General features: G+C 38.8%; 17 protein-coding genes and 1 other RNA gene. 6 read left to right on the top strand and 12 right to left on the bottom strand.

The genetic code is table 11. The features are described 5' to 3' along the window. Positions 1–145: 145 nt before the first annotated feature. Both MLC52_RS11530 and MLC52_RS11525 read left to right on the top strand, forming a co-directional pair. Complete coding sequence (locus MLC52_RS11530) at positions 146–379, top strand: addiction module protein (RefSeq protein ID WP_188110013.1); 234 nt, start codon at positions 146–148, stop codon at positions 377–379. A gap of 1 nt (position 380) precedes the next feature. Further along, complete coding sequence (locus tag MLC52_RS11525) at positions 381–674, top strand: type II toxin-antitoxin system RelE/ParE family toxin (protein WP_151899366.1); 294 nt, start codon at positions 381–383, stop codon at positions 672–674. Between the two features lie 290 nt (positions 675–964). Here the strand turns inward: MLC52_RS11525 and arsC are convergent, their stop codons facing one another. Beyond that, entirely contained in the window at positions 965–1,324 is a 360-nt protein-coding gene (arsC, locus tag MLC52_RS11520; RefSeq protein ID WP_418640771.1) for an arsenate reductase (glutaredoxin), read from the bottom strand. Between the two features lie 40 nt (positions 1,325–1,364). Here arsC and MLC52_RS11515 point away from each other — a divergent pair, with 40 nt between their 5' ends. Continuing rightward, positions 1,365–1,904 carry a GAF domain-containing protein gene (locus MLC52_RS11515; RefSeq protein WP_418640770.1) on the top strand — a complete coding sequence of 180 codons (540 nt, stop codon included), beginning with the start codon at positions 1,365–1,367 and terminating at the stop codon, positions 1,902–1,904. Position 1,905: 1 nt separating this feature from the next. Continuing rightward, positions 1,906–2,400 carry a GAF domain-containing protein gene (locus MLC52_RS11510; protein WP_151899369.1) on the top strand — a complete coding sequence of 165 codons (495 nt, stop codon included), beginning with the start codon at positions 1,906–1,908 and terminating at the stop codon, positions 2,398–2,400. A 21-nt stretch (positions 2,401–2,421) separates the two neighbouring features. Here the strand turns inward: MLC52_RS11510 and MLC52_RS11505 are convergent, their stop codons facing one another. The 11 genes from MLC52_RS11505 to MLC52_RS11455 form a co-directional block, all read right to left on the bottom strand. Next, positions 2,422–2,868, bottom strand: a complete 447-nt coding sequence (locus MLC52_RS11505) for a DUF1931 family protein (RefSeq protein ID WP_434580554.1) — start codon at positions 2,866–2,868, stop codon at positions 2,422–2,424. An 82-nt stretch (positions 2,869–2,950) separates the two neighbouring features. Beyond that, a complete protein-coding gene (locus MLC52_RS11500) occupies positions 2,951–3,931 on the bottom strand; it encodes a lytic murein transglycosylase (RefSeq protein ID WP_434580552.1) in 981 nt (326 codons plus the stop codon). Further along, the gene (murU, locus tag MLC52_RS11495; RefSeq protein ID WP_434580550.1) at positions 3,921–4,580 is read right to left on the bottom strand and encodes an N-acetylmuramate alpha-1-phosphate uridylyltransferase MurU; all 660 of its coding nucleotides are present in this window, start codon (positions 4,578–4,580) and stop codon (positions 3,921–3,923) included. The genes MLC52_RS11500 and murU overlap by 11 nt, the downstream gene beginning before the upstream one ends. Before the next feature lie 79 nt (positions 4,581–4,659). Then, complete coding sequence (locus MLC52_RS11490; RefSeq protein WP_434580549.1) at positions 4,660–5,604, bottom strand: aminoglycoside phosphotransferase family protein; 945 nt, start codon at positions 5,602–5,604, stop codon at positions 4,660–4,662. Further along, entirely contained in the window at positions 5,591–6,685 is a 1,095-nt protein-coding gene (locus tag MLC52_RS11485; protein ID WP_434580547.1) for an anhydro-N-acetylmuramic acid kinase, read from the bottom strand. The genes MLC52_RS11490 and MLC52_RS11485 overlap by 14 nt, the downstream gene beginning before the upstream one ends. Before the next feature lie 288 nt (positions 6,686–6,973). Beyond that, complete coding sequence (locus tag MLC52_RS11480) at positions 6,974–8,254, bottom strand: transposase (protein WP_434580545.1); 1,281 nt, start codon at positions 8,252–8,254, stop codon at positions 6,974–6,976. 154 nt (positions 8,255–8,408) lie between these two features. Continuing rightward, positions 8,409–9,923, bottom strand: a complete 1,515-nt coding sequence (locus MLC52_RS11475) for a sodium:solute symporter (protein WP_434580544.1) — start codon at positions 9,921–9,923, stop codon at positions 8,409–8,411. After that, positions 9,916–11,598 (bottom strand): glycoside hydrolase family 3 N-terminal domain-containing protein, encoded by a 1,683-nt coding sequence (locus MLC52_RS11470; protein WP_434580542.1) that lies wholly within the window; start codon positions 11,596–11,598, stop codon positions 9,916–9,918. Before MLC52_RS11470 ends, MLC52_RS11475 begins: the two co-directional genes overlap by 8 nt. 16 nt (positions 11,599–11,614) lie before the next feature. Then, on the bottom strand, positions 11,615–12,160 hold the full coding sequence (locus MLC52_RS11465) for a hypothetical protein (protein ID WP_434580541.1): 546 nt from the start codon (positions 12,158–12,160) through the stop codon (positions 11,615–11,617). Between the two features lie 196 nt (positions 12,161–12,356). Further along, positions 12,357–12,454, bottom strand: an RNA gene (ffs, locus tag MLC52_RS11460) — signal recognition particle sRNA small type. Positions 12,455–12,482: 28 nt separating this feature from the next. Beyond that, on the bottom strand, positions 12,483–12,719 hold the full coding sequence (locus MLC52_RS11455; RefSeq protein ID WP_230973287.1) for a hypothetical protein: 237 nt from the start codon (positions 12,717–12,719) through the stop codon (positions 12,483–12,485). Between the two features lie 74 nt (positions 12,720–12,793). Between MLC52_RS11455 and rpmI the strand changes: the two genes are divergently transcribed. Together rpmI and rplT are read left to right on the top strand one after the other, a co-directional pair. Then, positions 12,794–12,988, top strand: a complete 195-nt coding sequence (gene rpmI / locus MLC52_RS11450; RefSeq protein ID WP_151899377.1) for a 50S ribosomal protein L35 — start codon at positions 12,794–12,796, stop codon at positions 12,986–12,988. Positions 12,989–13,095: 107 nt separating this feature from the next. Continuing rightward, positions 13,096–13,455: a 50S ribosomal protein L20 gene (gene rplT, locus MLC52_RS11445; RefSeq protein WP_434580538.1), complete on the top strand. Its 360-nt coding sequence runs from the start codon at positions 13,096–13,098 to the stop codon at positions 13,453–13,455. Positions 13,456–13,502 lie beyond the last annotated feature (47 nt).

Raw genomic sequence — 13,502 nt, 5'->3', positions numbered from 1 at the left:
CGGGTATTTATTGGTGAACTTAGTTGTTATATCTAAGCTACTTAAGAAAATTTATCATTGTTTTTCGAAAATAGATTTTAAATTTAATAGAAAAGCATCTATTATTTTGTTAGAATAGTAGTATATGCTTAAAATGGAGTTCATTATGCTAACCTTAAAACAAGAACAACTATTTGAAGAAATAGACATTTTACCGATAGATTTAAAAACTAAAATTGTTGATAAGTTACTGGCAAGTATCACACCTTCAAATGCTGCAATAGATTCTTTATGGATTAAAGAGGTAAATAGACGTAGAGATGAGATAGAAACCAATCAAGTTTCACATGTTAACGGGGATGAAGTTTTTAAAAAAATTTTTCAAAGATTAAACGCATAGTATGATATATTTTTTTCACCCTGATGCAGAAGCTGAACTTAATGCTTCAGTAAATTATTATGAAGAATGTCAAACTCATTTGGGTTTAGAGTTTGCACATGAAATTTACAAAACAATCCAAAGAATTATAGAATTTCCAGATGCTTGGCAAAAGCTTGATAAAGATATTCGAAGATGTTTAACAAATCGTTTTCCCTTTGGTGTAGTTTACTATCAAAAAGATGATGAAATAATAATTTTAGCAGTTATGCAACTTCAAAGAAAACCTAACTATTGGAAATCAAGAAAGACATAGGAATTCCACCCTTGTGCATGAATCTTCACTTTTAGGGTGTAAAGTAACAAAGATATAACAAAAATGAGGAGACTAAGAGTTGATTCTATCAAGTAGGAGCGAACAAGTATCCATGAAAACTCATTTTCAAAGATGGCAGTCACGCACTCGCGCTCCCTGTTAGCATCCTCAAAAATTTTATTTTACACAATTCAAGTTGAGAGTCTTTTTTAGATTACAAAACTAACTGTGCTTAAATGTCAGCAAAACATACGAGCCAAATGAATGATAAAAGAGTAAGCATAGAGCAGTTAGCTCTTTAAAAACTCTTTTGCTTTTTCTGGCGGACGGGCGATGATTGCCTCTTTGTCATCTTTTATGATTATCGGACGTTCTATCAGTTTTGGGTGTTCTGCCATTGCCGCAATAAGTTTTTCCTCATCTTTTTCATTTTGCAAATCAAGCTCTTTGTAAATGGCCTCTTTGGTACGCATCATCTCTCTCGCACTTTGCAGTCCGAGCATTTTTATAATGTTTTTGAGTTGTGCGGCACTCGGACGTTCGTCAAGATACTTGACAACATCGGCAGCAATACCATTTTCTTCTAATATTTTAAGTGCCTCTCTTGATTTTGAACATCGCGGATTGTGTAAAATAGTGTATTTACTCATTCTCTTTCCTTTTTTTTAGTAGAATTTTACACTATAATAGTTGCAATTGATTAATAAAGAGGGCTTTGGAATGAAATATAAAAACAAATCATTAAAACTTGCCGAGTTTGCAAGGGAGTTGTTGACAAAACATTCTCTTGAAGATGGTCTGCCTCTGATTGCAAAATATGTCAAAGATGTCATAGGTGCCGAGCGGTGTTCTATATTTATATATGATGCTGCTGCAAATGAGGTGTGGACAACCCTGGCGGATGAAGTTAAAAAAATAACACTTCGTGCAGATAAAGGGTTGGTGGGGTATACACTCAAGGCAAAGAAACCTGTTGTAGCAAATGATGCCTATGCCCATCCGGAGTTTTTGCCCGAAATTGATTCGGCGACAGGTTATATTACAAAAAATATCATAACAGCACCAATATTCAGCTCCAAAAGAGAGATTATCGGGGTGATGGAACTTTTGAACAAAGAAGAAGGATTTGATGAAGAAGATGTCCGTTTTATGATATTTTTTGCACATTATGTCAGCGGATTTTTAGAACTGCTGCATACGTATTTAGATCAAGAAAAGAGAGTGGATTAATATGAAACAATTAAAGAGAATTGCCGAATTCGGTAAAAAACTGATGACAACCAATGCGATTGATGATGCAATTGTTTTGATAAGTGATGAGGCAAAATCTCTTGCAGAGGCACAAAGATGTTCTATATTTATTGTGGACAGTGATGATGAGATACTCTGGACGACACACAGTGACGGAATGGGAAAAATCGTTGTCAGTGCGGATGCGGGGATAGTTGGCGCCACATATAAAAGCAAGACACCGCAGATAGTGAACAAACCTTATGAAGACGAGCGGTTTTTACAGCACATAGATAAAAAAAGCGGCTATCTGACCGAAAACATGCTGACAGTTCCTGTATTTGATTCAAAGAGAAATGTAATGGGCGTGATGCAGCTGCTTAACAAAGAAACAGACTTTACCCCGCAGGATCTGGAGACACTCACTTTTTTTGCCAATTATGTGAGTGGAAGCCTGGAACTTGTACTGATAACACAGATACAAGGCGGGGAATAAACACCTTGTATTTTCTCAACATTACATTGTAATATTGAGAACTTTGTGTGCTTTACTGATAAGTTCGTGATCAACAGCTCTGTCTGCAGGATCAATGGCTTTCATTGTTTTTGCAAGGGTGACTAAAAGTGCTCCTGCTATTTCCGGAAGTTTGTTTTCAAGCTCAATTTCAAGTGATAAAACCGGTGGATAAAAGGTAAGCGTTTGCGCAACATCTTTTGCATCTATTTCTGCTTCAAGTTTTTTAAAAATTTCGACAGTCTCCTCAAACCCTTTTGTAATCGGCATATCTGCCACCCAGATAACATCACGACCATTGTATTTTGCATTTTTTTGAGCGATTGTGAGCATATCATATAACTTCTGTTCCACTATATCTGTGACCTCTTTCGCATGTCCTTTATGAATATCCAAAGATGCACTTTTTCTAAAAATCTCTTGTAATTTTGTAAATCCTACTACTGCCATTTCTGACTCCTTTTGTTTTTTTGTTTAAGGTGAAGGAATTATGACAGCTTTTGATTTTTTTTAATGCAACCTATGTAGCAAATTATTCAGTTTTTAGTAAAGTGTGGGCATCATAGGCTAATCGAATGACGCCGACGGCATAGTTTGACGAGTTGTTGTAACGCATAATTTTTTGTACATATTTTCTCATATACTGCAGGTGCTTTTTGCCTTTGCTGAAACATTGGTACGCTTTGCCGCTTTTGCTGCTTCTCTCATAGCAAAACGATGCATTGTCGTATTTGTAGGCATAGGCGTACCACTCTTGTTCTGTTTTTGGAATATCAGGCATTTTTTTCCAGTCAATGAGTGTGTCAAATTTTGCCTTTACATGTAAGAACTTCGCAGCAGAGAGGATGGCGTCTTCCATTTTACTCAAGTCTGCGACTTTGCCTTTGTAGCTGTCTGTGTAGATAAAACTGTTTGGCATAAACTGCGGGATGCCTATGGCACCGGCGTAGGAGCTTGCTAGATTACACTGTTGGGGTTTGACACCTTTTTTGTAGCAGTGTTCTATAATCGAAGCCATATTTGTTTTGCCCATTTTTAAGAGCCACTTGTTTCGGTGGGTATCGGGTTTTGTGCGTGTTACTATGGTGTTGAAAACAATAAAGGCATCATGTGTCGGTTTTATTTTGCCGAGTTTTGTCTCTTTGAGCAAAATGGCGGCAATGATTTCACGGTTGACATGATATTTATTTTCGGCATAGTCGTAAACATCTTTGTATTTTTGAAGATTTTTTACCATCTTTGGGACATACTTTACCAGTACATTGTTTGCCTGTTTTTCTTTTTCTTTATGGTATTTTATTTTTGAAGGCTGTATGTATTTCCAGGTTATTTCATCATACTTTTGTGTTTTAAAATAGGAGAGTAGAAATTGGTTGGCATATTCGTAACTGACGCCGTGTTTGATGACTTTTTTGCAAATATCTTCATAATGTTTGTTTATAAAATTGCAGTTGTCATATTTTGCAAAAAGTACACTGCCAAGGAGCAGTAAAAATATAAATTTAGTTTTCATTGATTTCTTGAAGCCTTTGTGGTGTGCCTATATCATGCCACATTTTGTTAAATACTTCGCCACTGACAAGATTTTTGTCGATATTTTTTCTCAAAAGCGGAGCGAGCGGGCTTTTTTGTAACGCTTCGTTTTCAAAGAGTTTTGGATGGTAGTAGCCTATGCCGGAAAAGGTGTACATTGTTTTGTCTTTATTTGTTACAAGTCCATTTTTGAGTCCAAAGTCTCCTGTTGGATTGTGTACAGGATTGGGTACCAAAACAAGATGGGCAAACACGTCGATGAGTTTGAAATTCGGATTGAATTCATATTCGCAAAATATATCGCCGTTGACAACCAAAAAAGGAGCATCTCCTAAAAGTGGCAGTGCTTTTTTGATACCGCCGGCACTCTCGAGGGCTCCGCTGTTTTGCTCATTCGAGTAGTGAATTCTGACATGCCACCGTGAGCCGTCTCCGAGAGACTCCTGGATTTTATGGCCAAGATGGGCAATATTGATAATGATCTCCTCAAAACCGTTTTGAGCCAGCTTTTCAATATGCCACTCTATCAGCGCCTTTCCCTTTACATGTAACAAGGGCTTTGGCAGAGTATCGCTCAAAGGACGCATGCGCTCACCCCGACCTGCCGCAAGTATCATCGCTTTCATCATATGCTCTCCTTTTTTATGGGTTTTAAGCTAATGTAATTCAGACACAATATCTGTTGCATTGCTCTTTGGAACCCAGACTTCAGTCTGGGCTGAGTTGCCGTAAAAGTTTCCCAAACTCTTTGGTCTCCTCATATCGTAAAGCCGTTTCAATCACATAACGCAGTGTCAGCGGAATATTTTTTACATATCCCTCTTTGCCGTCACGCAAATGCAGACGCGAAAAAATCCCCAACACCTTTATATGCCGCTGCAGCCCCATAAAATCAAACCATTTCAAAAACTCTTCACTGTTTACATGTAAGCCTTTTTTTCGGGCAAACAAAAGTGCCAGCGCCTCGATCTCTTTGCGCTCAAAAGAAATATAACAGTCTTTTAACAGCGAAACGAGATCATAGGTAAGCGCCCCGCTCATGGCATCTTGATAATCAATTATACCAAGTTCATTTTTACTTGTGAGCATAATATTGCGCGAGTGAAAATCACGATGTACAAAAATGTTTTGCGGCTGAGACAATACAACGCCGGATATCGCCTCAAGGGTAGAAGATATCAGCCTCTTTTGTTCTTTGTTTACATGTAAAGCAAGCTTTTTCTCCAAATACCACTCTTGCATTAAATCCATCTCTGTATGGAGAAATTTTTTGTCATACAGCGGCAGGTTTTTCGTATCGGCACTTTGCATTTGTATTATTGCATCAATGGCTTTTTCATACAGGCTTTTAAAGTTTTCACGCTTGAGTACATCCAGCAGATTTGTAGAGCCGAAATCTTCCAGAATCAAATACCCGAGCGAGAGATTTTGCGAAAGAATTTTTGGTGCTTTGACCTTTACATGTAAGAGTCTTGAAGTGATGTTTACAAAGGGTGACAAAGAGTGTTTTTCCAAAGAGGCATCCATCAAAATAAGAGAATGATTTTTATATGAAAGCCGATAATATTTTCTGAAACTTGCATCGGCAGAGGCAATATGTATGTCATAATCTTTATAGGGTGTTGTCGCAAGCCATGCTTTAATCTGCTGCATAAATAGCTCCTGCTACGGAATCTTTTTGGGCACCGGTAACTTTGGCGAGGGCAAGCGGCTCTTTGTGCAGGCGTTTCTTTGCAAACCAGGCAAATGCCATGGCTTCTAAAAAATCACTGCTGATCCCGAGGGCATCGCTTGCAATCACTTTGGCATGGCACAGATTTGAGAGCCGTTGCATCAAAAAGCTGTTTTTTACGCCGCCGCCGCAAATTATGAGCTGTGTCGCCTGTGTGGCATTGACGTCATTGGCAATGGAGCGGGCGGTAAGCTCGAGCAGAGTTCTTTGTATCTGTGCATCGGATAAATATGCAAAATCTTGCAGCTGTTTTTCAAGCCATGCGGCATTAAAATACTCTCTGCCTGTACTTTTTGGCGGTTTTTGTCTGAAATAGTCATCGTCAAGCATTGTTTTGAGCAGTTCTTCATCTGCTTCGCCGCTTTTTGCAAATGCTCCCTCTGCATCATAATTTTTCTGTTGAGTTTTTTGCATCCACACATCCATCAAAACATTCCCGCAGCCGACATCCCAACCGCCAAAAGTATCAAAAAGCAAAGAGATATTTGCCATCCCTCCGATGTTTAGCACCGCTCTGTTTTCTTGTGTATCTGCAAATAAAAATTGATGAAAAGCAGGAGCAAAAGGCGCTCCCTGACCGCCGTTGGCTATGTCTTTTCCTCTAAAATCCGCCACAGTTGTGATGCCTGTCTTGGCTGCAACGATGTTTGCGTTGCCTAGCTGCATGGAAAAAGGATACAAAGAATCAGGTTCGTGCCAAAGTGTCTGTCCGTGCAGACCGACGGCAACTATACTCTTTAGATGTAAAGCATTGCTTTTTATAAAATCATTGATACTCTCTGCAAAAAGAAGCCCGAGTCTGCTGTCGCATTCTCCGATTTGTCTTAAAGTGGCAGAATTGGCTGTAAGTTTGAGAACTTCTTCTTTTAATTCGTCTGGAAAAGGATACTCCTGTGCCGCAAGGAGTTTGCAGTTTGCAGTATCTATTTCACACAGAGCAATGTCAATGCCGTCAAGACTTGTCCCGCTCATAACACCGATGTAGAGTTCTTTTTTTATCATGTTTTTCCTGTTTCTTTTGATTATTATATCTATTTAGTAATAATTTTTTGTAACCTGGGCTCTAGTTTTGAAAGACACAAAGCCCGCACTACAGAAAAAATTTAGTTTTTTTCCAAGTCATGCTTTAGCATAGAAAGTACGTGTTCCAAAAAAAGCAAAAGAAACGAAAAAAAAGTTTCAATACCATTAGGCTCTCAACGGCTTTTTCGGAACCCGTACTTCAGTGCGGGCTCAAAGTGTTAAAGTGCTGGCAACAGCCGGCACTGAAGTCATAAGTATCTACACAACTTAAAACTCCATTTGCATAAAGTCATTGAGTTCTTTTTTAATGCTGTGGAGTTCTTCAATATCATAAAGTTCAAGCATATCCATAGCAGAGAAAAAAGTCCATAAACCTGCTAACAGAGCCGGAGAGGTAGATATCTTGTTCCTGGCTACGAGCCTGCCGCTTAATCGAACTAAAAACTTTCTGATTTCCAGCATATTTTTACTGTTTGTATGTTCAATTTCCCATACAAGCAAACAGGCATAAGAGGCAACAAACAAGCGTTTAAATATAGCCTGTGCACTTTCTTGCTGCCATTTTTCCAAATTAAACCCTGAGCTTTTTAACAGTTTAAAATACGTTTCTATATTCCATCTGTAATAATACCACAATCCTATCCTTGTTATATCAACATCTTTTGGAAGATTGCTTAACAGAAGCCAGGTAGCAACTGTATTGTTCTTCTCATCTATGAGTCTTTGGACTATAAATCTGTTTTTTATTGGCTTGCCTTTTACTTTTTGTTTTATTGTTTTACCTTGTGGCGTATCTGTCTTTTGATAGCTGTCTCTTGTTATAAGTATATCTACCGTATTAACATAAATTTTTACTTTTTTATTTTGATAGTGGATATTCTTTATATACTTTCCTTTATCCATTTTTTTGGACAACTCTTTTTGGGTAATCTCTTCATTCTCATATCTGACTTTGACATTGTCTAATGCTCGTACTATATATAAATCCTCTTTTTGCAGTCCTCTGAAAAACCCCGCACTGTCTGCTTCTCTGTCAATTACATGTACAATTTTCTTTTGTATGTTGAGGGATTGATTGATATAAGCTATTCTTTGTGTTAATTCACCGAGATGGGTAAGATGACTCTTCATTGTAGGATTATAGCTTGAGAGCACTTTATCTTGTGTCTTTAGGTTCTGTACCAAGGGAAGGATTGGTTTGCCGCTGCTGCTCTCAATTGCAAGGGAACTTTGCAACTCATATCCTCTTGATGAAGCATTATTTACATTGCTTCTGCATTTTCGTATACAATCTGTTTTTGCCGTATGGTTTTTATAGTTTATCAGTGACCAGTCATGGGCTACAAGTATATATTCATCACTGCTTTTATTAATAGTCGCAATCCCTCTTGTAAGCATTGGCTCATTGAGTGACTCTATATCTACATGCTCATTATTGTAAAATCTCCAAGCACTTTGTGCTTGTGAAAATCCTTCAGTCTTTTGTAGCAGGTTTAATCCATTGGTACTGTGTTGTTTATGATTCATATGACTTTTTACCAGTCTCATATATCTTTTTTTTTAAACGCTCTTCCATTGCATAAACTCTCTTGTTTTTTAAAATCTTATGCAATATCTATTCCGCTTTCTTTGCTTTTTTGAGTTGTGTAGATACTTATGACTGAAGTACCGGTTCCAAGACGATAGCAAGCTTTTGCTTAAGCTAATGGTTTATCCTTTTAGTTTGGGCTGTACTGCTTACGAGAGTTGTCTGCGAAGTCCCTGTCTGCATAATCAAAAAAGCAACCAAGGTTCCTAAAACCATCTGCCAGGCAAATCCTATATGAATGCCAAATAGATAGGGCTGCAAGGCTAAAACACTCACAAAACCTCCGACAAGGGCAAAGGGAACGGTCGCGGCACTTCCTCTTGTTGTAAAAACCGCCGAGAAAAATACACCTAAAAGCCCGGTATAGGCAAAGGTCATGACACCCAGGGCAAAACTTACCAGTGAAAGTTCACTTTCTCTTTGCCAAAAATAACTCACAATTGCCATAAAAAAGAGAATAAATGCAAAGATAAGTACGGCATTTCGGGAAGCTTTTAAAAAATGTATTTCTTTCGTATGGGGATCTTTTTGCAATCTCCACGGTCGGTACAAATCTTCAACGGCGACAGAAGCCATGGCACCCAAAACAGAGTTTGTGCTTGAAAGTGCTGCGGCAATGGCACCGACTGTTACAAGCCCTCTCAGTCCTGAGGGCATTTCATTGAGGATGTAATACATAAAAATGGTAATGCTCTCGCCTTGAAAATTCTGACTTACCGTACCTGTCTGGTAATGTACAAAAAGCAGTGCTCCGATGCCAAGAAAAAGCATGACAATTGGAATAGTCAAAACAATGGAAAGAATGAGTGACTGTGCAGCTTCGTTTTTGTTTTTACAGCTGAGTACGCGCTGGGTCATGTCCTGATCAAGCCCGAAAGCGGCTATGTTTAAAAGCAGCCAGCCGCTAAAAAGTGCCATAATGCTGAACTTCCCGTCAAGTGAATTATCTATTACATGTAACTTGTTATGTGCTTGCAGGATTGCTAAAATATCTACATTGTGCAAAGAGACATACAAATACCAAAAAACTAAAAGACCGGCACCGACATAGGTGAGGGCTTGAATGATATCACTGAAGATGATGGACTTGATACCGCCGAAGTAGGTGTAGGATAAAGCGCCTGCAATTAAAAGAGTGATGGCAACAAGCATATGAAAAAAACTGATGTCTAAAAAAAGTATCATACTCACAGCCAGTGCACCGATGTAGAGCCGTGCCCCGCTTGCCATAATCCGTCCAAGCAAAAACATGATGCCTGCCTGCTTTTTGGCACGCGCGCCGTAGCGTGTTTGTAAAAGTTCATAGACGGTGACAACTTTGTATTTGTAAAATTTCGGGACAAAAACAATACTGATAAATACAACAGCCAGCAGCGCAGAAAAGTAAAAGCCTATAAAGGTAAAATCATGGACATAGGCAAACTCCGGAACACCCAAAAAGGTTGCAGCAGATTGGGAAGTTGCTACGATAGAGACAGCAACGGCGAGCATAGGCATGGTGTTTGCACTGACAAAATAGTCTCTTGAAGAACTGATTTTGAATTGGGAAAAGAGGTAGGAACTGATGGCGAGCACCAGAAAATAAGCACCAAAAACAAACCAATCAAGAGAGGAAAAGCCGTTATTCATCCGCGCCTCTGAGATGCAAAGTACGCAGTCCTTGTCTGACTTTATGCATAAATTCTGCTCCGGGGTCTGCTTTTTGTGTTCTGTAGTGTGCATCACGCTCAAGCCAAAGCGGATTTTTTTGCATTTTTGTATATTCGTAATGTCCTATGAGGTAGGTAATTTCAGGATATTTTTGCTTGAGGTATTTTACAAGGGCAATGTTTGCGCGTACCTGTGCAGGGGTTAAATCTTCTTTTTTGTTTGCCTCACCGCCGACGTTTTCTATGCCGATACTTGTGTAGTTTAAGCCTATGACATGGCGTGCCATAACATCATCTGGCATCAGCTGGTAAATTGTTCCGTCTCGGTCAACCAAATAGTGCGCCGAGACATTCAAAGCCGAGGCGTTTGCTATGTCTGCTCTGTCAGAGAGCAGTTTTTGCGGATAAAGTCTGGCAAAACTTTTGTTAAGATCCATAACGGCAGTCCAGTGCAGGACAATGATTTTTGGCTTGATTTTTATATTTTTTACTGTAAGCCCGTAATGTTTTTGAATATATGCCCGCGTTAATGCTTTACGCTCTTTTTCAAATATGACAGGCTTTTGTACAAGGCTGTTCTTGAAATGCAGATTTGTGATTCGTGCATTGGATTCTATAATTTTGCTGAGCGGAATCTTTTTATTTTTGACCTGTTTGAAAATAGTCTCAACTATCTCTTGTGTCGAATTATATGCAAGCTGATTGCCAAAGAGTAAAATATCCACTCCTGAATTAATGGCTAAAGTTACGGCACTTTTGAGAGAATAGTTTGCCGAAATTGCCTTCATCTGCATATCATCACTGATGATGATACCCTGAAAGTGCAATCTGTTTCGTAAAAGTTCTGTATTTATTTTATAAGAGAGTGTTGCCGGATATTTGTCATCCAAATGTGCATTAAAGACATGTGCAGTCATAATGGCATCTGTCTTATGGGCTTTGATGAGGATTTTATAAGGCTCCAGTTCTTTTTTGCTCCAGGTATTTGTGATGTCAACAAACCCTTTATGGGAATCTCCGAGTGAGGAACCGTGCCCGGGAAAATGTTTTAAAACAGAAAGGACATTGTGGCGTGTCTGGGCGTCTATCATTGTCTGTGCATATTTTGCAACCTCTTTGGGATTGCTTCCGTAAGAACGCTCCAAGCCTACTATGACTTTGTTGTCTGGGTTGGTGCTTAAATCGAGTACGGGGGCAAAATTTACATTGATACCACTGTTTTGGAGCATTTGAGCCTGAGCCTTGTAAATTTGCTGTGCTCTTTGTAAAGGCATACATGAAACGGCAGCAGCAGAGGGGATTTTGACAAAGCCGTATTGTGGTTTGAGTCTGCTGACCTTGCCGCCTTCTTGGTCGACGGCTATAAAAAGTGGTTTGTGTGCAAAATATTGTAAATGCCGGGTAAGTTTTTTCAGCTGATAGGGTGAGAGGATGTTTTTAACTCTTTGTTTGTCTCTATAAAACCGGTCAAAAAGAATCACACCGCCCAAATCATACTTTTGTATATCTGAAACTATTTGGGACGTCGGTTCTACATAACTTTCATCAAAGCCGACAATCAGCATGCGCCCTATCATTTTTTTGAGTTGCGTATCTGTAGGCACTGTGGCATGAAGCGTTATGTAGAGACTTAAAAAAAGTAAAAAGATGCGCATTATAAGTAATCCTGATTTAGATATGCTTTTGCAATACTCTATTTATATCATGAGTAACATTAAACAAAAGTGATTTTGTATTTTCTTTTGTAATGGTGTGTGGTGCAAAATGGTCACTGACAACTTTTAGAATATGAAATTTTTCAATGGCAGGATTATGAACAACCGCCTCATAAAAACCAAAACTTTCCATATCAACGGGTGTTTCGTGTTGTATTGCGGCTGCTTCGTCTTTACATGTAAGCGTATGTTTGTCAGTGCAAAAGGGATAAACGGTATTGTGATACACTACAGTGCCTATTTCTAAAAGTTCTCCGATTTTATGCTGCTTTGGTGCACCGCAGATACCGACATTGAGATAAATGTCTTCTTTTGTAATGTCAAAATTGTCAATCAGCGTCTGCGTCGCAAGTCTGGCATTGTCAACCCCGATACCGCTGATAATGAGTCTGATATCTGTGTTTGTAAAAAGTGTATAGTTTTGCAGTTTGTTTTTTTTGAGTCTGTATTTGTCAACGAAGGCCTGAGCTTCAGGTTTGAGAGCGGTTACTATGTAGAGCATAGTTTTTCTTTTTTATTTTTTAAGCCTAAACTATACAATAGGAATTTCTAAAATTTGTCTATGCTTGTGATGAAGGAGCGTTTAATAAAAATTTAAAGCTACCTAATTGGTAGTGTAAATTTTTAATGAATGTTACTTTGTTACAATGATAGATGAAGTTTTTAATTCTCTATTGTATAGTTTAGGCTTTAGGTGCCTCTCTCCAGATGGCTGCGGCACATAGCGTACTAAGGCGTGCTGCTGTATTCCTACCCTGACACATTACCTCAGTGCACCATTGCACAGGTCTAAAGAGAAGCGGTGAAATTATAGCAGATTTTTCTTAATCTTCTCTATATTTTGAAATACCGCAGGGCTGATTTGGTGTCGGAGGATGTTCTTTTAGGTAGGTTAAATCTTCTAAAGTCTGGTCAAGTACCCGTTTTTGCTGCAAAATCGGCAGCATCAGATTGTCTTTTTCATTGAGCGGAATACTCCAGTCGAGTAAAATCTTTTGTACTTCGTCATCGAGTTCTTTGAGGGCATTTTTTATATGTTTTATGGAATTATCTATCATCATGGCAGAAGTATAGCAAAATTTTAGAAAAGTTTGGGTATAATTGCATTTCCAAAATTTTACGAAAAGGATTATCGATGCCAAAAATGAAATCGGTAAAAGGCGCTGTAAAGCGTTTTAAAGTGAAGAAGAACGGTCAGATCAAACGCGGAACAGCGTTTAGAAGCCATATTCTTACAAAGCAGGATGCAAAAACTCGTCGTAAGCAACATGCTCCAAAAGTAGTTGCCAAGTCAGATGCAAAAAACATTAAGGAAATGATCGTTAGCTAGGCTAAGAGTATCATTAATCTCCAATTTTCAGTAATTGGGCAAGACCACCCGAGAGTGGCACCCTGACTACATGTAAAGTAGCTGGGTAAAGAAACAAAAGGAAAGATATGCCAAGAGTTAAAACAGGTGTTGTTCGCAGAAGAAGACACAAAAAAATATTAAAATTAGCGAAAGGTTTTTACAGCGGTCGCCGTAAACACTTCAGAAAAGCTAAAGAGCAGATAGAACGCTCATTAATGTATGCGTTCCGTGACAGAAAGCAGAAAAAACGTGAATTCCGTAAACTATGGATTATCCGTATCAATGCTGCATGTCGTTTAAACGGTATGAACTACTCAACTTTTATGAACGGACTTCACAAGTCTGGTATCGAACTTGATCGTAAAATTCTTGCTGATATGGCAATGAACGATGCGGCTGCATTTTCTGCAGTTGTTGAAGCTTCTAAAGCTGCATTGGCAAAATAATCTTCCAGGCCCTTTTGGGCCTGACCCTTATAAAACCCCATTTCAAC

Origin of the sequence: Sulfurimonas sp. NW15 (assembly GCF_051132285.1) — a bacterium.
In the GTDB taxonomy this organism is placed as follows: domain Bacteria; phylum Campylobacterota; class Campylobacteria; order Campylobacterales; family Sulfurimonadaceae; genus Sulfurimonas; species Sulfurimonas hydrogeniphila.
This window is presented reverse-complemented; position numbering and strand designations above follow the sequence as displayed.